The organism is Micromonospora sp. WMMD1219, from assembly GCF_049315215.1.
GTDB classification, from domain to species: Bacteria; Actinomycetota; Actinomycetes; order Mycobacteriales; family Micromonosporaceae; genus Micromonospora; species Micromonospora tulbaghiae.
The window spans coordinates 5,428,106-5,446,532 of the sequence record NZ_CP186057.1; the positions used below are offsets into that span (position 1 = coordinate 5,428,106).

The following is an 18,427-nucleotide window of genomic DNA, read 5'->3' on the forward strand; positions in this document are numbered from 1 at the left end:
GGTGGAGAGGCGTTCGGGGTGGGGGTGCGGTGGCGCGGCGGGGACCGGGGCGGCCCCCGCCGCGCCGGGTCAGGAGGCGTACACCTCGAACTCGGACAGCTGGCCGGCCGGCCAGCCGGTGTTGCCGGTGAAGGTCAGCCGCACGAAGCGGCGGTCACCGGCGGGCAGCGCGATCGACACGCTGTTGCCGCCCGCCGGGTCGAACGTGTAGCCCGCCGCCGCCTTGAGCGTCGAGAACGACGAGCCGTCGGTGGAGCCGAGCACGGACACGGTCTGGGTGCGGGTCTGCCAGGCTGCCGAGGGGGGCAGCTTCAGCACCACCCGGGCGACCGGCCGGGCGCTGCCCAGGTCGACTGTCACCGACTGGGGGAAGGCGTTGTTGGCGCTCTCCCAGTAGGTGTTCGCGTTGCCGTCGACGGTGTTGGCGGCGCCGTACACGTCGGCGTGGCTGGTCTCGGCAACCGGACGGCCCGCCGCGAGGTTGCCGGCCGGCGGCGCGGTGGTGGGCGGCGGGGTCGTGGCGGGCGGCGGCGTGGTCGGCGTGGTGGTGCCGCCGCCGTACACCTCCAGTTCGGCGAGCTGGCCCGCCGGCCAGCCGGTGTTGCCGATGACCGTGACCCGGACGAACCGCCGGTCGCCGGACGGCAGCGCGATGGACACGGTGTTGCCCGCGGCCGGGTCGAACACGCGCCCCGCCGACGCGGCCAGCGTGGTGTACGAGGAGCCGTCGGTGGAGCCGAGCACCGACAGCGTCTGGGTACGCCGTTCCCAGCCGGGCGGGAGCTTGAGCACCACCCGGTCGACGGTGCGGGACGCGCCGAGGTCGACGGTGAGCGACTGCGGGAACGCGTTGTTGGCGCTCTCCCAGTAGCTGGCCGGGTTGCCGTCGACGGCGTTGCCGGCGGCGTACGTCTGGGTGGTGCTGGTGGCGGTCGCCGGCCGGCCCAGGGCCAGGTTCCCGCCGGCCGGCGGCGGCGTGGTCGGCGGCGCTGTGGTCGGCGCTGCTGTCGTCGGCGTTGCCGTGGTCGGCGCCGGGCTGGTGGGCGGCGGGCTGGACGGGCCGTTGCCCCACTGCGGCTGCGGCCACGGCCCGCAGTACGGGGTGGGCGTGTACCAGCCCGAGTTGCCGGCGCCCTGGGTGATCTGGAAGCCGCTGCCGACGCAGTTGTGGATCGGGTTGGACTGGGCGATGCCGGTGGCGCGGACGTTGGTGAACCGGACCTGGCTGGGCGCCTGCACCTGGAGCGCGTACGTGCCCGCGCCGTCGATTCGCACGTTGTCGAACGAGATGCCGCTGGTCTGCCCCTCGATCCAGTGCAGCGCCGCGTACGAGCTGTCCAGGATGTCGGTGTCGGTGACGTTGATCGTGGCGCCCTGAATCGGCTCGTTGAGCGCGGAGAACCAGATCGCGCCCACGCCGAACTGCCAGTTGTAGTCGGAGTTGCCGTTGCGGATCAGGGTGTTGCGGGCCACCGTGATGGTGCCGGACACGGCGGTCGGCCCGGTGACGCCCGGATAGCGGTTCGCCACGTGGATGCCGCCGCCGTTGGTGACCGAGTCGGCTGTGACGTTGTCGGCGATGGTGATGTCCCGCCCGCCGTACGTGACCAGGTGGTTGGCCAGGATCGTCACGCCGATGGTGTTGCGGGTGAAGGAGTTGCCGACGTTGGGCACGCTCTGCGCCCACATGGCCAGCGCGTCGTCACCGGTGTTGCGGACGAACGTGTTGGTGACCGTGGAGTTGGTGACGCCCCAGTGGAAGTTCACCCCGTCGGCGGTCTGGTCGAGGATGCGGCTGTTGCGGATGGTGAAGTTGTCCATCGGACCGTCCATCCAGGCGCCGACCTTGGTGTGCTGCAACCACAGGTTGTCCACCACCGAGTTCGTCATCGCGCCACCTATGGCGTTGACCTGGTCCTCGTCGACGCGTTCCCGGATGTCGCCGATGACGGCGAAGTCCCGCAGCGTGACGTTGCGGCTGGGTCCGCCGGCCTCGTGCGGGCGGATCTCGCCGGAGTAGCCGCCGCCCGGCACGTACTTGCCGTAGATGCCGGCGGCGCGCTTGCGGTCGGTGGGGTGCCGGCCGCCGAGCACCGAGTACCAGGGGCCGGCGCCGCGCAGCGTCACGCCGTCGACCACCACGTGGTCCCAGAGCGTGAACGTGCCGGCCGGGATCCACACCGCCCGGCCCTGCGCCTTTCCGGCGTCCACGGCGGCCTGGAACTTCGCCGTCGAGTCGGTGGCGCCGGTCGGGTCGGCACCGAAGTCGGTCACCACGTCCAGTACGCCGGACGGCTTGGTGATCTGCGCCCCGACCAGCTCGAAGTCGGCCAGGTCGATGGTGAACGTCGGCGACTGGGCGGTCGAGGAGACCTGGAGGCGGATCTTCGTGCCGGCCGGGTAGGTGGTGCCGAACATGGTGCGGGTCTCGTCGTAGAAGTGGTGCGGGTTGGTGTCGCCCGGGTTGTTGTTGAACGGGTAGCCGCCGTAGTACCAGCCGTACCGGGAGGTGACCGGCACGGCCTTGACCAGCGTGCCGTTGGCGCGCAGGTCGATGGTGGCGTCGCGGCCGGTGCCGGCGGCGTTGTCCGGCAGGCTGTACCGGAAAGTGACCGCGTTCGCCGGGGCGGTGAGCGTGAACTCGACGTACTCGCCGGCGGCGTCGAGCGTGACCGCCTCCCGGCCGGACGCCTCGGACGGCAGCGTGCCGTAGCGCCGGTCGGGGCCGATCCTCGTGCCGGTGTGCGCGGCCTGTTCGGCCTCCTGCTCCCGGAACGGCGCTGTGGCGCCGCGTCCGGTGATGTCGAACGGGGACAGTCCGGCGGCGTGCGCCGGGGTGGCGGTCGTGGTGAGCGCCACGACGACGAGTGTCGAGGCGGCGAGCGCGGCGGCGGCGAGGGCGGCCACGCCGGTGCTGCGGTGGCGGTGCGCGGTGCGGTGCTCGGCCATGCGGGGTGTGCTCCCTTTCGTCGGTGGCCAGATCCCCCGTGCGGCGTTGCCTCTCCTTCCTCCTCCCCAGGTGGCGGCGTGGCGGGGGCCGGGACGGGCCGCCGGCGCCGCGGTCAGGCCGACCGGGTACGCAGCCAGACCGCGGTGTCCGGTGGCAGCCGGTCGTCGTCGAGTGGGCCGCTGGCGAGCAGCAGCCGGTCGTGCGCGGGCAGCGGCACGGCTGCGCCGCCGAGGTTGACCAGGCAGGTGAAGCCGGGTTCGCGGGCGAACGCGAGCACGCCGTGCGGTGCGGGCAGCCAGGTGAGCGTGCCGTCGCCGAGCGCGGGTTCGGCGCGGCGCAGCGTGAGCGCGGCCCGGTACAGCTCCAGCATCGAGTGCGGGTCGCCGGTCTGGGCGCGGACCGTGCGGTCCTTCCAGTCGGCCGGTTGCGGCAGCCACGGCACGGCGTTCGCGCCGTCGGGGCTGAACCCGAACGGCGGGGTGTCGCCCTGCCAGGGCAGCGGCACCCGGCAGCCGTCGCGGCCCGGGTCGACCCGGCCGGACCGCTCCCACATCGGGTCCTGCCGCAGCTCGTACGGGATGTCCTCGACCTCCCAGAGGCCCAGCTCCTCGCCCTGGTAGACGTAGGCGGCGCCGGGCAGCGCGAGCGACAGCAGCGCGGCGGCGCGGGCCCGGCGGGTGCCCAGTTCCAGGTCGGTGGGGATGCCCTCGCGTTTGGCGGCGAAGCTGAACCGGGTGTCGGCGCGGCCGTACCGGGTGACGTGGCGGGTGACGTCGTGGTTGGACAGCACCCAGGTGGCCGGTGCGCCGACCGGGGCGTGCGCGGCGAGCGTGCCGTCGATGCTCTCCCGCAGCGCTGTGGCGTCCCAGGCGCAGCCGAGGAAGTCGAAGTTGAACGCGGTGTGCAGCTCGTCCGGGCGCAGGTAGTTCGCGAACCGCTGCCGGTCGGGCAGCCACACCTCGCCGACCAGCGCGCGTCCGCCCGGGTACGAGTCGGCGATGCGCCGCCACGCGCGGTAGACGTCGTGCACGCCGTCCTGGTCGCGGAACGGGTGCGGCCGGTCGGGGTGGACCTCGGGCAGCGTGCCGTCCTTGACGAGCAGACCGGCCGAGTCGATGCGGATGCCGTCCACACCCCGCTCGAACCAGAAGCGCAGGATGTCCTCGAACTCGGCGCGGACCCGGGGGTGGTCCCAGTTGAAGTCGGGCTGCTGCGGGGCGAACAGGTGCAGGTACCAGTCGCCGGGCGTGCCGTCCGGGTCGGTGGTGCGGGTCCAGGTCGGTCCGCCGAACTCGCCGGTCCAGTCGGTGGGCGGCAGGTCACCCCCCGGTCCCCGCCCGGCGCGGAACCAGAACAGCTCCCGCTCGGGCGCGGCCGGCCCGCCGGCGAGCGCGGCCCGGAACCACGGGTGCGCGTCGGAGCAGTGGTTGGGCACCACGTCGACGATGCTGCGGATGCCGAGCGCGTGCGCCTCGGCGATCAGCGCCTCCACCTCGGCGAGCGTGCCGAAGACCGGGTCGATGTCGCGGTAGTCGGACACGTCGTAGCCGGCGTCGGCCATCGGCGACGGGTACCAGGGGCTGAACCAGATCGCGTCGACGCCGAGCGCGGCGAGGTGATCCAGGCGGGACCGGATGCCGGCGACGTCGCCGATCCCGTCCCCGTCGCCGTCGGCGAAGCTGCGCGGGTAGACCTGGTAGATCACCGCGGAGCGCCACCACGAGCTGTTGTCGGCCATGGACACGGGCACCTGCTTTCTGCGGGTCGGTTCTGCTGCGGCGGGCTCGCGGCCCGGATGCGGGCGGTGGCGCGGGGTCAGCCCTTGAGGCCGCCGGTGGTCAGGCCGGACATGATGTTGCGCTGGAAGATCAGGAACAGCACGACTGTGGGGATCGCGGCGATCACCGACGCGGCGATGACCACGTTCATCGGCGTGCCGCCGGCGAAGGCGTAGATGCCGACGCTGACGGTCCGCGTCTCCGGTGACGGCATGACCAGCTTCGGCCAGAGGAAGTCCTTCCAGACCGCCGTCACCGCGAAGATCGCCACCACGCCGAGGATCGGACGCGACATCGGCAGGACGATGGACCAGAGCGTGCGCAGCGGGGAGGCGCCGTCCATCACGGCGGCGGCCATCAGGTCCTCCGGGATGGAGTCGAAGAACCGTTTCAGCAGGAAGATGTTGAACGCGTTCGCCACCAGCGGCAGCCAGATCGCGAACGGCGAGTCGAGCAGGTTGACGTGCACGATCGGCAGGTCGATCACCGTCACGTACTGCGGGACGATCAGCACCATCGCCGGGATCATCAGCGTCGCCAGCATCATGCCGAGGATCAGCTTGCCCAGCACCGGGCGCAGCTTCGACAGCGCGTACGCGGCGGCGGTGTCGAGGACGAGCTGGAACAGCACCGCCCCGGTGGCGTAGTAGAACGTGTTGAACAGCAGTTTCGCCAGGTCGAGATTGGTCCAGGCGTCGACGTAGTTGCCCGGCTGCGGGTCGCGCGGGAACAGCGTCGGTGGTGTCTGGGCGATCTCCTGGCCGGACTTCAGCGCGCCGGTGACCATCCAGTACAGCGGGCCGAGGAACACCAGCGTGAACCCGGCCACGACCACGGAGAGCACGATCCAGTAGAGGACGCGGCCACGACCGCGCCGCAGCTGGGCGTGGGAGACGAGGGTGCGGGTGGTGAGGTCGGCGGCCATGTCCTAGTCCTGTCTCGCGGTCAGTCGCAGGTAGACGGCGGAGAACCCGGCCAGCACCACCAGCATGATCACGCCGAGCGCGGCGGCGCCGTTGAGGTCGTTCTGGAAGAACCCGTGCTGGTAGATCAGGTACGCCACGGAGGTCGCCGAGTCCTGCGTACCGGCGCCGTTGGCGAGGATCAGCGGCTCGATGAACAGCTGCATGGTGGCGACGATCTGGAGCATCGCCAGCAGCGCCAGGATCAGCCGGGTCTGCGGCACCGTGACGTGCAGGATGCGCCGCCACAGCCCGGCGCCGTCGATCTCGGCGGCCTCGTACAGCTCGCCGGGGATGTTCTGCAACGCGGCCAGGTAGATCAGCACCGCGCCGCCCATGTTCATCCAGGTCGACGCGATCACCATGGCCGGCATCGTCATCGTGGGCGACTGCATCCACTCCGACGTGGGCAGTCCCAGCGCGGTGAGGATCGCGTTGAACAGTCCCGCCTCGCTCGGGTCGTACGCGTAGAACTTGAACAGGAACAGCGCGGACGCCGGCGGCAGCATCACCGGCAGGTAGACCAGCACCCGCAGGTAGCCCTTGGCGTGGCGCAGCTCGTTGAGCAGGATCGCCACGAAGAACGGCACCAGGTAGCCGAGCACCAGCGCCAGGCCGGTGAAGACGAACGTGTTCTTCCAGGCGGTCCAGAAGCTCGGATCGGCGATGATCCGGCTGTAGTTGTCCCAGCCCACCCAGGTGGTCTCGCCCCGGCGGGTGCGCTGGAAGCTCATCACGACGCCGCGGACCATCGGGTACCAGGAGAAGACGGCGAAGCACGCGACCGCGCCGATGAGGAAGGTGTGCCCGGTGAGGTTGTCCCGGACCTTGCGGCCGAGACCGGCGCGGCGTCCGGCGGTGCGCGACGGCGACGGGGCCGGTACGGCGGGTGGCGCCGGGGGCGGTGGTGAGCGCCAAGGCGACTCCTGCGGTGCTCGGGGAGGTGGGGCCGGTGCGCCGGCCCCACCTCCGGTCGGGTCAGCTCTGCGCGGCCAGCAGCTGGTTGACCTTGTCCTCGGCGGTCTTGAGCAGCGCGTCGATGTTCGCGTTCGGGTTGGTCAGCACCCCGGACATCGCGGCGTCGAGCACCGCGTAGATCGCCTGGGCGTTGCGCGGCTCGCCCTTGATCGGCACCGGGTTGGCCTCGAAGACCGCGAAGTTGGTGGTGTCCACGTTGGCGTTGGCCTTGCGCAGCTCCAGTTCCTGCTTCTGCGCGTCGCTGCCGTTCGTGAACAGCAGCGGCTGGGGCAGGCCGACCGGGTAGTTCTGCGGCTTGGCGCGCACGTAGTCGAACTGGCCCTTGCCCGGGGTCAGCTTCTGGTAGGCGAGCCACTTCAGGCCGGCCTTGACCTGCTCGGGGCTCAGGCCCTTCTTGAAGAAGTAACCCTCGCCGCCGCCGAGCGTCGCCAAGGCCTGCCCGTCCTGGCCGGGCAGCGGGCCCATCGCCCAGTCCTGGTACTTGCCCTGGAACTGGCTGACGATCGCCTGGGTCGCGTCCGGCGCGCCGATGAACATGCCGACCTTGCCGGCGCCGGCGTTGGTGAGCAGGTCACCCCACTGGAGCAGCTGCCGGCTGCCCATGCTGTTGTCGCCGTACCGCATGTCCTTGAGGTTCTGCAGGACCTGCTTGCCCATCGCGTTGTTGAAGTCGGCCTTCCTGCCGTCGGCGCTGAGCACCTGGCCGCCCTGGGAGTAGAGCAGCGAGGTGAAGTGCCAGCCGCCGGTGTTGCCGGCGCTGTACTCGGCGTACCCGGCGATGCCGTCGCCCAGCGCGGAGATCTTCTTGGCCGCGGCGCGCACCTCGGGCCAGGTCTTCGGCGGGTTGTTCACGTCGAGCCCGGCCCGCTGGAACAGCGCCTTGTTGTAGATCAGGCCCATCGAGTAGTTCTTCACCGGTACGGCGTAGAGCTTGCCGCCGTCGGTGAAGACGTCCTTGAGCGCCGGGTCGACGCTGTCCCAGGTGGGGATGGTGTCCTTCGTGGCGTACTGGCCGATGTCCATCGCCTGGCCGGAGTCCAGCACCTGCTGGAGGTCGGTCATGTAGCCGTAGAACACGTCGGTGACGGTGCCGCCGGCCAGGCGGGCGGTGAAGTCCGGCGGGTTGTTGCACTGCTCGCCGACGCTGACGCTCTTCACGACGATGTCCGGGTTCTGCCGCTGGAACTCGGCGACGTCGTCGTTCCAGTTCTTCAGCAGTTCCTTCTGCGCGCCGACCGGCTGGCAGTCGACCGTGATGGTGACCTTGCCGCCGGCGTCGCTGCTGTCGTCGCTCTTGGTGGAGCACGCCGCAAGGCTGAGCCCGAGGCCGGCCGCGAGCGCGAGCGCCGCGACCTTCCGATACTGCGGTACGGACATCTGTCCATCCCTTCGGGAACGGGTGTATCCATGGCCTTCACTGATGTGCGGTGACCGCGCGGCTGCCTCGGTGGTGGAACGGCAACCGGCGCGCGCCCTGCCTCCGGAAACCGCGCCCCGGGTCAGGTGTGAGTGGAGTCACTGTAACGACATGAACCATCGACAGCAAGATACCGACTCAAGAACGCAAGAACACGACTTGGTCACGCAGATCGCGGAGTCGGTGTCACCTCGGGGAACGACGGCCGGCCCCGGGTCCTGGATGGACGCGGGGCGAGGCAGGAGAGGGTCGGGTCAGCGCCGAGGGGCGGGAGCGGTGGAGCCGCGCACCACCAGCTCGGGCTCGAACAGCAGCTCGTCGTGCAGTACGCCGGCGCCGTCGATCTGGGTCACCAGCAGGTCCACGGCGGCCTGGCCCATCGTCTCGATCGGCTGCCGCACGGTGGTCAGCGGCGGATCGGTGCAGGTCATGAACGCCGAGTCGTCGAACCCGACCACCGACACGTCGGCCGGTACGGCGCAGCCCAGGCGGCGGGCGGCCCGGATGGTGCCCAGCGCCAGCACGTCGCTGGCGCAGACGATCCCGGTGGCGCCGCGCTCGATCAGTTTCGTGGCGGCGACCCGGGCGCCCTCCATGGAGAAGCTGGACCGCTCCACCAGGGACCGGTCCTCGCCCCAGCCGGCGGCCCGGACCATGGCGTCGAGCTTGCGGCGCGAGGGGACGTGGTCGGCCGGGCCGAGCACCATGCCGATCCGCTCGTGGCCGAGGGAGCGCAGGTGCCCGTACGCCTGCTCGACGGCGACCGCGTCGTCGGTGGACACCCGCGGGAAGCTCAGTTCCTCGACACCGGCGTTCACCAGCACCACCGGCAGGCCCCGGTCGGTCAGGCGCCGGTAGTGCTCGTGCGAGGCGTCGGCCAGGGCGTACGAGCCACCGGCGAAGATGACGCCGCTGACCTGGTGGTCGAGCAGCATCTCCACGTACCCGGACTCCGGCACGCCGCCGATGGTGCGGGCGCACAGCGCCGGGGTGAAGCCGCGCTGCGCGAGCGATCCGGTGACCACCTCGGCCAGCGCCGGGAAGATCGGGTTCTGCAACTCCGGCAGCACCAGGCCGACCAGGCGGGCGCGCTCGCCGCGCAGCTTCGTCGGGCGCTCGTAGCCGAGCACGTCGAGGGCGGTCAGCACGGCGGTCCGGGTCGCCTCGGACACGCCGCCGCGGCCGTTGAGCACGCGGCTCACGGTGGCCTCGCTGACACCCGCCTTGCGGGCAACCTCGGTCAGGCGCTTCGTCACGGCGGCAATCGTACGTCGGATTCTTGCAAGAAATGAACAGCCGGAGCGGTCAGGTCTTGCCGTCCGGGCGGGCAATCGGTCCGAAAGATGCGAGCAGATTGATGCTTGAAAGTCAACAGGACGCCGGAATAACATGAGGAACCTTGTCGATGGCCTGCGCCGCCGAGGCCACCCCTCCCCGAGAAAGTGGGTGCTCCGATGTCGCGGAGCGTGCCGAGGATCCTCGCGGCGCTGGTCGTCGCCGCCGCCCTGCTCGCACCACCCGGCGCCGCCGCGGCAGGCCCGCCGCGCGGACCGGCCCCCGTGGTGACCCGCGCCGGGCTCGACCCCGCGCTCGTCGCCGGTCGCGGCGCGACGGTGGACTACGTCGAGCAGGAGGCGGAACACGGCCGCACCACAGGCACCGTGATCGGGCCGGACCGGTCGGCGTACACACTGGCCGGTGAGGCGTCCGGCCGCCGGGCGGTGCGCCTGCTGCCCGGCCAGTACGTCGAACTGACGCTCCCCCGGTCCACGAACGCGCTCACCGTGCGCTACAGCATCCCGGACGCGCCCGGCGGCGGCGGGATCACCGCGCCCCTGCGGGTCTCCGTCGGGCACGCGCCCGCGCGCACCATGACGCTGACCTCGCAGTACGCCTGGCTCTACAACCAGTACCCGTTCACCAACGACCCCGGCGCCGACCTGCTGCACCCGGACTGGTGGATCACCGAGTGCTCCTGCGTCCCGGCCGCCACCACACCCGCGCCGGTGATCGCCAAGCCGTTCCGGCCACACCACTTCTACGACGAGCAGCGGATGCTGCTCGGCCGTACCCACCGGGCCGGTGAGGTGGTCCGGCTGACCGCGCCGCGCGGCACCGCCGCCGCGTGGACGGTGATCGACCTGGTGGACGCACACCTCGTCGCACCGCCCCGGACGGTCCCCCGCGCGGTGAACGCGCTGTCCTTCGGCGCCGATCCGACCGGCCGGCGGGAGTCCGCCGACGCGTTCGACCGCGCGATCGCGTACGCCCGCCGGGTGGACCGCCCGCTCTACCTGCCGCCTGGTACCTACCAGGTCAACCGGCACGTGGTCGTCGACGACGTGACGATCGCCGGGGCCGGCAGCTGGTACACGGTCGTGCGGGGACGCGAGGTGGCGCTGGACCCGCCCGCTCCCGACGGCTCCCGCCACACCGGCGTCGGCTTCTACGGCCGCGACGCCGCCGACGGCGGCAGCAGCGACGTGCACCTGTCCGGTTTCGCGATCGAGGGCGACGTACGCGAGCGGATCGACACCGACCAGGTCAACGCCGTCGGCGGGGCGCTCAACCGCAGCACGATCGACGGCCTCTACCTGCACCACACGAAGGTGGGCATGTGGTTCGACGGGCCGATGACCGGCCTGCGGGTCACGAACACGGTGATCGCGGACCAGATCGCCGACGGCCTGAACCTCCACACCGGGGTCACGCACTCGTCGGTGACGAACTCGGTGGTCCGCAACAGCGGCGACGACGCGCTGGCGATGTGGTCGGAGGGCACTGCCAACGCGTCGAACACGTTCGCGTACAACACCGTGCAGTCTCCGGTGCTCGCCAACGGCATCGCGCTGTACGGCGGCGCCGACCTCACAGTGGCGCACAACCTGATCGCCGATCCGGTACGCGAGGGCAGCGCGATCCAGGTGGGCTCCCGGTTCGGGGCCGAGCCGTTCACCGGCCGGCTGCGGATCACCGGCAACACCACGGTCCGGGCCGGCACGTACGACCTGAACTGGAACATCGGCCTCGGCGCGATCTGGTTCTACGCGCTGGACCGCAGCATCGACGCGGCGGACATCGAGGTGCGCGGTGACGCGTACCTGGACAGCACCTACAACGCGATCATGCTGGTCAGCGACTGGCCGGTGAAGGACAGCGTCCGCATCGACAACGTCCGCTTCCGCGACATCCGGGTCGACGGCACCGGGACGTCGGTGGTCAGCGCGCGTACGGCGGGCGGGGCGAGCTTCGCGAACGTCGACGCCCGCAACGTGGGCGCGGTCGGCGTGAACAACTGCGGGTCGTTCCACTTCACCCCGGCCGGGTCGGAGTTCGGCCTGACCGACCTCGGCGGCAACGACGGCGGCTGGCTGGCGTCGTGGCTGCTGCCGAACACCATCACCTGCGACGACCGGCCGCCCGTGGTGCCGCCGCCTCCGCCCTCGCGCTGGTGACACGACGCGACCCCCGCCGGCCGGGCCGGCGGGGGTCGCGGTACGGGTGGCTCAGGCCTCGGTGAGCTGGCCGCGCAGCTTGGTCAGGGCGCGGGCGAGCAGCCGGGACACGTGCATCTGGGAGACACCGACCCGGGCGGCGATCTCGCTCTGGGTCAGGTTGCCGTAGAAGCGCAGCGTGAGGATCTTCTGCTCCCGCTCGTCGAGCGTGGCGAGCGCCGGGCCGAGCGAGGCGCGCAGGTCGGCCAGCTCGTACTCGTTGTCCTCGGTGCCGAGCGTGTCGCCCAGCTCGGTGGCGCTGTCGCCGTCGCCGATCGGGGTGGACAGCGAGACCGCGTTGTACGCGCGGGCGCCCTCCAGGCCCTCCAGCACCTCTTCCTCGGTGACGTCGAGGTGGGCGGCGATGTCGGCGACGGTCGGGGCCCGGTTGAGCGTCTGGGTCAGCGTGCTGTTGGCCTCGGAGATGCGCAGCCGCAGCTCCTGGAGGCGACGCGGAACCCGGATGTTCCAGGTGCGGTCGCGGAAGTGCCGCTTGATCTCGCCGAGGATGGTCGGGATGGCGAAGCCGGCGAAGTCGACGCCGCGCGAGGCGTCGAACCGGTCGACGGCCTTGATCAGGCCGAGCGCCGCGGTCTGGGCCAGGTCGCCGGCCGGCTCGCCGCGACCGCTGTAGCGGGCGGCCAGGTGGTTCGCCAGCGGCAGCCACGCCTCGATGACCTGGTTGCGCAGGGCGGCCCGCTGGGGGTGGTCGGCGGGCAGCGCGGCGAGCGCCGCGATCAGCTCACTGGCGCGGCTCTCCTCACCGGTCTGCGGCGCGCGCTGCACCTCGGTCGCGGTCGATGCCATGGTCATCGTGGTCATGCTGCCCTTCCTGTCCTCGGAGAACGGGTGGCCTCCCACACCGGTCGTGCCAGCCACACTAGACCAAAGGTCACCGCCAAATCAACCGAACGGACGATGGAGATTTCGGTTCATATCCGGACAGAGCGGCGAGGAAGGGCGTCAGCGAGGTAACAGCGGCCGGTAGTCGGCGGCGGTGAGCGGCAGCGCGGAGAGGCTTCCGTCCGCGCGTGGCACCTCCAGCGGCTGCCCGTCCCGGCGGAACGCCACGCTGTACACGTCGGGCCGCTGAGTGAGGCTGCACACGATCTGCCCGAAGGCGAGCACCTCGTCGTTGCGGCCGGTCTCCTCCCCGGCCTGGCGCACGTCGACGGTGGCCAGCGTGCCGGTCAGCGTCGCCCCGGCCACCGCCACCGTGCCCGGCAGCGCCGTGGCCAACCCCTGACGGCGCTCGCCGCCGTCCGGCCCGGCCAGCAGGTGCTGGAGGTGCGAGTCCACCCCGGGCAGCCCGTCCACCCGGCGCTTGACCACGACCAGCCCGTCGTCGCGGACGAAGCAGAACGGCTCGTCCACCCGCCCGTCCCCGTCGGCGGTCGACGAGACTGCGGGGGTCGGGAACGCGCCGGGCGGCGTCTGCACCACGCGGGGCTCGTCGTCCACCGGCACCCCACAGCCGGCCAGCAGCACGGCCGCCAGCAGGCCGGGCAGGAGCCGCCGGCGGCTCATCGCAGCGCTCCGGGCAGCTCGACCCGGAAGCGGGCGCCGGGCCCGCGGTCCAGCACCGCGGCCGTACCGCCGTGCGCGGCGGCGTGCTGCGCCACCAGCGCGAGCCCGAGGCCGGTGCCGTCGGTGCCGGCCCGGTCGTGCGCCGCCCGGCCCCTGACGAACCGGTCGAAGATGATCTCGCGGTCGCCGGGCGGCACGCCCGGACCGTCGTCGTCGACCTCCAGCACGCCCACGCCGTCTCGCCCGCCGAGGCGGATCGCGACCGGCCCGCCGCCGTACCGCTCGGCGTTCTCCAGCAGGTTCAGCAGCGTCTGGGCGAACCGGCGCCGGTCGACCCACCACAGGCGCGGGGCGTCGCCGTCGACTGTCACCAGGCTCTCCGGCAGCGACCGTTCCCGGCAGGTGGCCCGGGTCAGCTCCACCACGTCGACGGTCTCGCGGTGCGCCGGCTGCTCGGTGCGGGCCAGCTGGATGAGGTCGTCGACCAGACGCTGGAACCGGGTCACCTCGTCGGCGACCAGGCCCGCCGCGGTGGCGGTGCGCTCGTCCTGGTGCTCCCGGCGGCGGTTGAGCACGCTCGCGGCGGCGGCCAGGGTCTGCAACGGCGAACGCAGCTCGTGGCTCACGTCGGCGGCGAAGCGCCGGTCCCGCTCGATGCGGTGCACCAGCTTGTCGACCATCTCGTTGAACGAGCTGGACAGGCGGGTCAGGTCGGGATCGGTGGTCGGGTCGAGCCGGGTGGCGAAGTCGCCGGACGCGATCCGTTCCGCCGCGTCGGCGACCGCGGTGAGCGGCCGCAGGCTGTGCCGGGTGGCGTACCAGCCGAGCGCCGCGCCCGCACCGGCGACCATGATCGCCACCGCGATCAGCGCCAGGCCCACCACCTGGAACGTCTCCTCGACCTCCCGCAGCGAGGTCAGCTCGTAGTAGCCGAGCGCGCCGGGCAGCGGCACGCCCACCAGCAGCGCGGGCTGCCCGTCGAGCCGGATGCGCTGCACCGCGGGCTTGCCGTCGGCCACCATCCGCTGCAGCTCCACCGGCACGGAGCTGGCGCCCACGTCGGCGGTACGGGCGTACCAGCCGTCGGGCAGGTGCAGCAGCGGGCGGCGGGCACTGCCGGTGTCGAGCGAGCGCAGCACGGCCACCACGTCCGGGGTGCCGGTGTCCAGGCCGGAACGGACCACGGCGGCGTCGTAGTAGGCGGCCCGGACCGCGGTGCGCTCCCGCTCGTCGAGCAGCGAGCGCCGGGTCAGGTCGTACGAGAACAGGGCCATCAGCGCGGACAGCAGCAACGCCCCCACGGCGAACGCCGCGGTGACCCGGGCGCGCAGGCCGGGACGGGTCATCGCTGGAGTTTGTAGCCGAGGCCGCGCAGCGTGACCAGGTGGCGCGGGTTGGCCGGGTCGGGTTCGATCTTCTGCCGCAGCCGGCCCACGTGCACGTCGACGAGCCGCTCGTCGCCGGTCTCGTAACCCCAGACCCGGCTGAGCAGCTGCTGGCGCGACAGCACCCGGCCGGCGTGCTCGGCCAGCTCGCACAGCAGCCGGAACTCGGTGCGGGTGACCGGCACCGGCTGTCCCGAGCGCCGCACCTCGCCGGCCTCCGCGCTGATCTCCAGGTCGCCGAAGAACTGGGCGGGCACCGGCCCGGACACCGTGCGTACGCGTCGGCGCAGCGCCCGCAGCCGGGCGGACAGCTCCTTGATCGCGACCGGCTTCACCACGTAGTCGTCGGCGCCCGCCTCCAGCGCGGCGACGATGTCGTGGGTGTCGTCGCGGGCGCTGATCACCACGACCGGCACGTCGTCGTCGCGGCGCAGTTGGCGGATGCAGTCGAACCCGTTCATGCCGGGCAGCATCAGATCGACGAGCACGTAGTCGGCCGGCTTCTCCCGCTGCCGGCGCAGACCGTCCTCCGCGGTCGGGGCGCCGTACGCCTCGTAGCCCTCCTCCTCCAGGGCGAGCTGCAGCGCGAGCCGGATGCGGTCGTCGTCCTCGATCACCAGTACGGCCGTCATATGGGCATCATGACCGGCGCGGCACGGGTCGCCCAATCGCGTGGGCCGTTCGTGGTTTTTGTCATCGAACCGTCATACAACCGTCCGGTGACCTCCAAGATCCCTGCGCAGAGTGGGGGCTGACCCGATCCCGTCACGGAAGCGACCCGATGCCTGCCAGCCTGCCGTCCCCGCCGGAGTCCGCGGTGCCGCACGTGCGCGTGGACATCACCGACGAGCTGGACCTCGCCGGGCTGCCCGAGGTCGCCCACGTGATGGACCGCATCCTCGCGCTCCGGCCCCGCGAGCTGACGATCGACCTCGCCGGGTGCCGCCATGTGGACGCCGCCGCCGTCGCGCTGCTGCTGGACGTGCACCGCCGGCTGGCGCGCCAGGGCGGTCTGCTCACGCTGAGCAGTCCGCATCCGCGGATCCGGCGCATCCTGGAGAACTCCGGGCTCGGTGCCGTACCCGTCGTCGACACGCCCCGTCCGGCCGCGCGCGGCCGGGCCCGGGTCGCGTCCGCATCACGCTGAGGAGGAGTGGTGACCGGCAGCACGCTCGTCGGAGCGCTCGTGGTTGGTCTGGCCGTGGGCGGGCTGGGACGCCTCGTCCTGCCGGGGCGCAAGGCCGTCCCGGTGTGGCTGACACTCGCGCTCGGCGTCGCGGCCGCGCTGCTCGGCGCGATCGTGGTCGGGCTGGTGGACCACCGCACCGACGGATCGCCGGTGCTGCCGCTGATGGTGCAGACCGGCTTCGCCGCCGTGGCGGTCGTGCTGGCGGTGGTCGCCGCCGGCCGGCCGGAGGCCCAGGGGCAGACCCCTCCCGGCACGGGCGGCCGGCGGAAGGAGGAGGTGTGACTGTCGTACCCGCGGACCACCTGATGATGCTCATCTGCGACGGCTGCGGTGACAGCGTCACCGGCGCGGGCGCCACGCTGCCCGACGCCGAGGTGGTGTGGACGCTCGTGTTCGAGCACGACTGGGTCGGCTCGCCGTTCGCGTCCGGACCGCACCACTGCCCCCGGTGCAGCGCCCGGGCGGCCATCGCCGACGACGGCCTGGGCACCGAGGACCTGGAGCAGGTGGGCGGCACACCGGCCGCCCACGACGTCGACCCGGCCACGGCGGTCCGCCGCGCCCTCGACGAGCGCTCCCGGCGCGACGACATGGAGCTGGTCGACCTGTCCGGCCTGGAGGTGATCGACTCCGCCGGGCTCAGCCTGCTGGTGCGCGCGCACCAGGACGCCCGGCGCGACGGCCGGCGGCTGGGCCTGCTGTCCCCCTCGCGGTTCGTGCTCACCGTGCTGCACACCATGCGGCTCGACGGCGTCTTCACAGTCGTCGACGGCCGCGTCCCGGCGCCGGGCCCCGCGTCCCGGCGACCGGTCCTGACCGAACAGAAGGAGCCCTCCCCGTGGTGATGCCCTGGCCGTACCCCGAGTTCCCGTTCACCGGCGGCGGGCCGGAGCCCGACGACGCGGACACCCGCCTCGCGTCGCTCGTCGCCCAGCGGCTCAGCGCCGACTGGACCACCCGCCGGCAGCAGATCACCGTGACCGTGCAGAACCGGGTGGTCATCCTCGCCGGCCTGGTGGCCGACCCGCAGACGCGCCTGGTCGCCGCCGAGCTGGCGTGGGACGTGCCGGGCGTGTACGACGTCTGCAACGCGTTGCGGCTCTACGGCGGGCGCCGCGGCGGCCGCTGACCGGCGGCGGTTGCACGCATCGGTATCCACCTCTACGCTCGGCCGTGGGAGCGCTCCCCCAGGCCGCCGCGTCGGGCTTTCCGGGCAGGTTCACGACGGGCACCGTCCGATCACCATCCAGCGATGGGACCTTCCCGCATGTTCTCGATTCCCCGCCCGTCCCGGCGGCACCTGCTCGCCGGCGGCGCGGTCGGCGCGCTCGCCCTGGCGGCGGTGGCCGTCCTGCCCTCGCCCGACGCGATGGCGGCGACCGGCTGCGCCGTCACCTACACCACCAACTCCTGGCCCGGCGGCTTCACCGCGAACGTGGCGGTGCGCAACCTCGGCGACCCGGTGAGCAACTGGACGCTGGGCTTCACCTTCCCCGACGGCGGCCAGCGCGTGGTGCAGGGCTGGTCGGCCACCTGGCAGCAGAGCGGCTCGGCGGTCACCGCCCGCAGCCTCGACTACAACGGCACGCTCGGCACCGGCGCGAGCACCACTGTCGGCTTCAACGGCTCGTGGACCGGGTCGAACCCGAACCCGACGTCGTTCACGCTCAACGGCACCGTCTGCACCGGCGGCACGAACACGCCCCCGCCCAGCACGCCCCCGCCGAGCACCCCGCCACCGCCGACCACTCCCCCGCCCACCACGCCGCCGCCGACCGGCACCACGCCGGTTGCGATCAACGGCCAGCTCCAGGTGTGCGGCGTCAACCTCTGCAACCAGTACGGGCGGCCGATCCAGCTACGCGGCATGAGCACGCACGGGTTGCAGTGGTTCGCCAACTGCTACACCGACGCCTCGCTGGACGTGCTCGCGAACGATTGGCGGTCCGACCTGCTGCGCATCTCCATGTACGTGCAGGAGCAGGGCTACGAGACCAACCCGGCCGGCTTCACCAACCAGGTGAACACGCTCGTGGACAAGGCCGAGGCCCGGGGCATGTACGCCCTCATCGACTTCCACACGCTGACGCCCGGTGACCCGATGTACAACCTGGACCGGGCCAAGACGTTCTTCGCCAACGTGTCGGCGCGCAACGCCGCGAAGAAGAACGTGATCTACGAGATCACCAACGAGCCCAACGGGGTGAGCTGGTCGACCATCCGCGACTACGCCGAGCAGGTCATCCCGGTGATCCGGGCCAACGACCCGGACGCGGTGGTCATCGTCGGCACCCGGGGCTGGTCCTCGCTCGGCGTGTCCGAGGGCGGCAACTCCGACGAGATCGTGAACAACCCGGTGCGGGCGCAGAACATCATGTACACGTTCCACTTCTACGCCGCGTCGCACAAGGACAACTACCGCAACGAGGTGCAGCGGGCGGCGAGCCGGCTCCCGCTGTTCGTCACCGAGTTCGGCACCGTCACGTACACCGGTGACGGCGCTGTCGACACCGCCAGCAGCAACGCCTGGCTCGACCTGCTCGACCGGTTGAAGATCAGCTATGCGAACTGGACGCTCTCCGACGCCCCCGAGGGCTCGGCGGCACTGCGGCCGGGCACCTGCGCGTCCGGCTCGTTCGGCGGGACGTCGGTGCTCACCGAGTCCGGCGCGTACATGCGCGAGCGCATCCGCACCGCCGACAACTTCCCCACCTCCTGACCGGGCGGCCGGCGGCGATCCTTTCCCC

General features: G+C 72.1%; 16 protein-coding genes. 6 read left to right on the forward strand and 10 right to left on the reverse strand.

Features of this window, described 5'->3' with window-relative positions:
• Nucleotides 1–69 precede the first annotated feature (69 nt).
• The 6 genes from ACN27C_RS25320 to ACN27C_RS25345 all read right to left on the reverse strand — a co-directional run bounded on the left by ACN27C_RS25320 (nt 70) and on the right by ACN27C_RS25345 (nt 9,341).
• Nucleotides 70–2,949 (reverse strand): discoidin domain-containing protein, encoded by a 2,880-nt coding sequence (locus ACN27C_RS25320; RefSeq protein ID WP_422748586.1) that lies wholly within the window; start codon nt 2,947–2,949, stop codon nt 70–72.
• Nucleotides 2,950–3,062: 113 nt separating this feature from the next.
• Nucleotides 3,063–4,688 (reverse strand): glycoside hydrolase family 13 protein, encoded by a 1,626-nt coding sequence (locus tag ACN27C_RS25325; protein ID WP_422751672.1) that lies wholly within the window; start codon nt 4,686–4,688, stop codon nt 3,063–3,065.
• A 77-nt stretch (nt 4,689–4,765) separates the two neighbouring features.
• Nucleotides 4,766–5,653, reverse strand: a complete 888-nt coding sequence (locus ACN27C_RS25330) for a carbohydrate ABC transporter permease (protein WP_091428165.1) — start codon at nt 5,651–5,653, stop codon at nt 4,766–4,768.
• 3 nt (nt 5,654–5,656) lie between these two features.
• Complete coding sequence (locus tag ACN27C_RS25335; RefSeq protein WP_422748589.1) at nt 5,657–6,442, reverse strand: carbohydrate ABC transporter permease; 786 nt, start codon at nt 6,440–6,442, stop codon at nt 5,657–5,659.
• 226 nt (nt 6,443–6,668) lie between these two features.
• Entirely contained in the window at nt 6,669–8,045 is a 1,377-nt protein-coding gene (locus tag ACN27C_RS25340; protein WP_422748591.1) for an ABC transporter substrate-binding protein, read from the reverse strand.
• Between the two features lie 294 nt (nt 8,046–8,339).
• Nucleotides 8,340–9,341, reverse strand: a complete 1,002-nt coding sequence (locus ACN27C_RS25345; protein ID WP_422748593.1) for a LacI family DNA-binding transcriptional regulator — start codon at nt 9,339–9,341, stop codon at nt 8,340–8,342.
• A gap of 198 nt (nt 9,342–9,539) precedes the next feature.
• On the opposite strand from ACN27C_RS25345, the gene ACN27C_RS25350 reads away from it, so the two are divergent.
• Nucleotides 9,540–11,540 (forward strand): glycosyl hydrolase family 28-related protein, encoded by a 2,001-nt coding sequence (locus ACN27C_RS25350; RefSeq protein ID WP_364807345.1) that lies wholly within the window; start codon nt 9,540–9,542, stop codon nt 11,538–11,540.
• A 51-nt stretch (nt 11,541–11,591) separates the two neighbouring features.
• On the opposite strand, the gene ACN27C_RS25355 is transcribed toward ACN27C_RS25350, so the two are convergent.
• From ACN27C_RS25355 to ACN27C_RS25370, 4 genes are all read right to left on the reverse strand, one after another.
• A complete protein-coding gene (locus tag ACN27C_RS25355) occupies nt 11,592–12,401 on the reverse strand; it encodes a SigB/SigF/SigG family RNA polymerase sigma factor (RefSeq protein ID WP_091428154.1) in 810 nt (269 codons plus the stop codon).
• Nucleotides 12,402–12,542: 141 nt separating this feature from the next.
• On the reverse strand, nt 12,543–13,106 hold the full coding sequence (locus ACN27C_RS25360) for a GerMN domain-containing protein (protein WP_120570052.1): 564 nt from the start codon (nt 13,104–13,106) through the stop codon (nt 12,543–12,545).
• Nucleotides 13,103–14,452, reverse strand: a complete 1,350-nt coding sequence (locus tag ACN27C_RS25365; protein ID WP_120570053.1) for a sensor histidine kinase — start codon at nt 14,450–14,452, stop codon at nt 13,103–13,105. The genes ACN27C_RS25360 and ACN27C_RS25365 overlap by 4 nt, the downstream gene beginning before the upstream one ends.
• The gene (locus ACN27C_RS25370; RefSeq protein ID WP_091428148.1) at nt 14,449–15,123 is read right to left on the reverse strand and encodes a response regulator transcription factor; all 675 of its coding nucleotides are present in this window, start codon (nt 15,121–15,123) and stop codon (nt 14,449–14,451) included. The genes ACN27C_RS25365 and ACN27C_RS25370 overlap by 4 nt, the downstream gene beginning before the upstream one ends.
• 149 nt (nt 15,124–15,272) lie before the next feature.
• On the opposite strand from ACN27C_RS25370, the gene ACN27C_RS25375 reads away from it, so the two are divergent.
• The 5 genes from ACN27C_RS25375 to ACN27C_RS25395 all read left to right on the forward strand — a co-directional run bounded on the left by ACN27C_RS25375 (nt 15,273) and on the right by ACN27C_RS25395 (nt 18,399).
• Nucleotides 15,273–15,638 (forward strand): STAS domain-containing protein, encoded by a 366-nt coding sequence (locus ACN27C_RS25375; protein ID WP_091428145.1) that lies wholly within the window; start codon nt 15,273–15,275, stop codon nt 15,636–15,638.
• Nucleotides 15,639–15,647: 9 nt separating this feature from the next.
• Complete coding sequence (locus ACN27C_RS25380) at nt 15,648–15,962, forward strand: hypothetical protein (protein ID WP_120573797.1); 315 nt, start codon at nt 15,648–15,650, stop codon at nt 15,960–15,962.
• Nucleotides 15,959–16,525, forward strand: coding sequence for an STAS domain-containing protein (locus tag ACN27C_RS25385; protein WP_120570054.1), 567 nt, complete (start codon nt 15,959–15,961; stop codon nt 16,523–16,525). The genes ACN27C_RS25380 and ACN27C_RS25385 overlap by 4 nt, the downstream gene beginning before the upstream one ends.
• The gene (locus tag ACN27C_RS25390) at nt 16,519–16,809 is read left to right on the forward strand and encodes a BON domain-containing protein (RefSeq protein ID WP_091428140.1); all 291 of its coding nucleotides are present in this window, start codon (nt 16,519–16,521) and stop codon (nt 16,807–16,809) included. Before ACN27C_RS25385 ends, ACN27C_RS25390 begins: the two co-directional genes overlap by 7 nt.
• Nucleotides 16,810–16,947: 138 nt before the next feature.
• Entirely contained in the window at nt 16,948–18,399 is a 1,452-nt protein-coding gene (locus ACN27C_RS25395) for a cellulase family glycosylhydrolase (protein WP_422751673.1), read from the forward strand.
• Nucleotides 18,400–18,427: the final 28 nt, after the last annotated feature.

What these genes read in the sequence shown, in the direction of transcription:
- ACN27C_RS25360 (WP_120570052.1), bottom strand. Translation starts at nt 13,106, where the DNA reads ATGAGCCGCCGGCGGCTCCTGCCCGGCCTGCTGGCGGCCGTGCTGCTG.
- ACN27C_RS25375 (WP_091428145.1), top strand. Translation starts at nt 15,273, where the DNA reads ATGCCTGCCAGCCTGCCGTCCCCGCCGGAGTCCGCGGTGCCGCACGTG.
- ACN27C_RS25330 (WP_091428165.1), bottom strand. Translation starts at nt 5,653, where the DNA reads ATGGCCGCCGACCTCACCACCCGCACCCTCGTCTCCCACGCCCAGCTG.
- ACN27C_RS25395 (WP_422751673.1), top strand. Translation starts at nt 16,948, where the DNA reads ATGTTCTCGATTCCCCGCCCGTCCCGGCGGCACCTGCTCGCCGGCGGC.
- ACN27C_RS25355 (WP_091428154.1), bottom strand. Translation starts at nt 12,401, where the DNA reads ATGACCACGATGACCATGGCATCGACCGCGACCGAGGTGCAGCGCGCG.
- ACN27C_RS25370 (WP_091428148.1), bottom strand. Translation starts at nt 15,123, where the DNA reads ATGACGGCCGTACTGGTGATCGAGGACGACGACCGCATCCGGCTCGCG.
- ACN27C_RS25325 (WP_422751672.1), bottom strand. Translation starts at nt 4,688, where the DNA reads ATGGCCGACAACAGCTCGTGGTGGCGCTCCGCGGTGATCTACCAGGTC.
- ACN27C_RS25340 (WP_422748591.1), bottom strand. Translation starts at nt 8,045, where the DNA reads ATGTCCGTACCGCAGTATCGGAAGGTCGCGGCGCTCGCGCTCGCGGCC.
- ACN27C_RS25350 (WP_364807345.1), top strand. Translation starts at nt 9,540, where the DNA reads ATGTCGCGGAGCGTGCCGAGGATCCTCGCGGCGCTGGTCGTCGCCGCC.
- ACN27C_RS25365 (WP_120570053.1), bottom strand. Translation starts at nt 14,452, where the DNA reads ATGACCCGTCCCGGCCTGCGCGCCCGGGTCACCGCGGCGTTCGCCGTG.
- ACN27C_RS25320 (WP_422748586.1), bottom strand. Translation starts at nt 2,949, where the DNA reads ATGGCCGAGCACCGCACCGCGCACCGCCACCGCAGCACCGGCGTGGCC.
- ACN27C_RS25335 (WP_422748589.1), bottom strand. Translation starts at nt 6,442, where the DNA reads ATGGTCCGCGGCGTCGTGATGAGCTTCCAGCGCACCCGCCGGGGCGAG.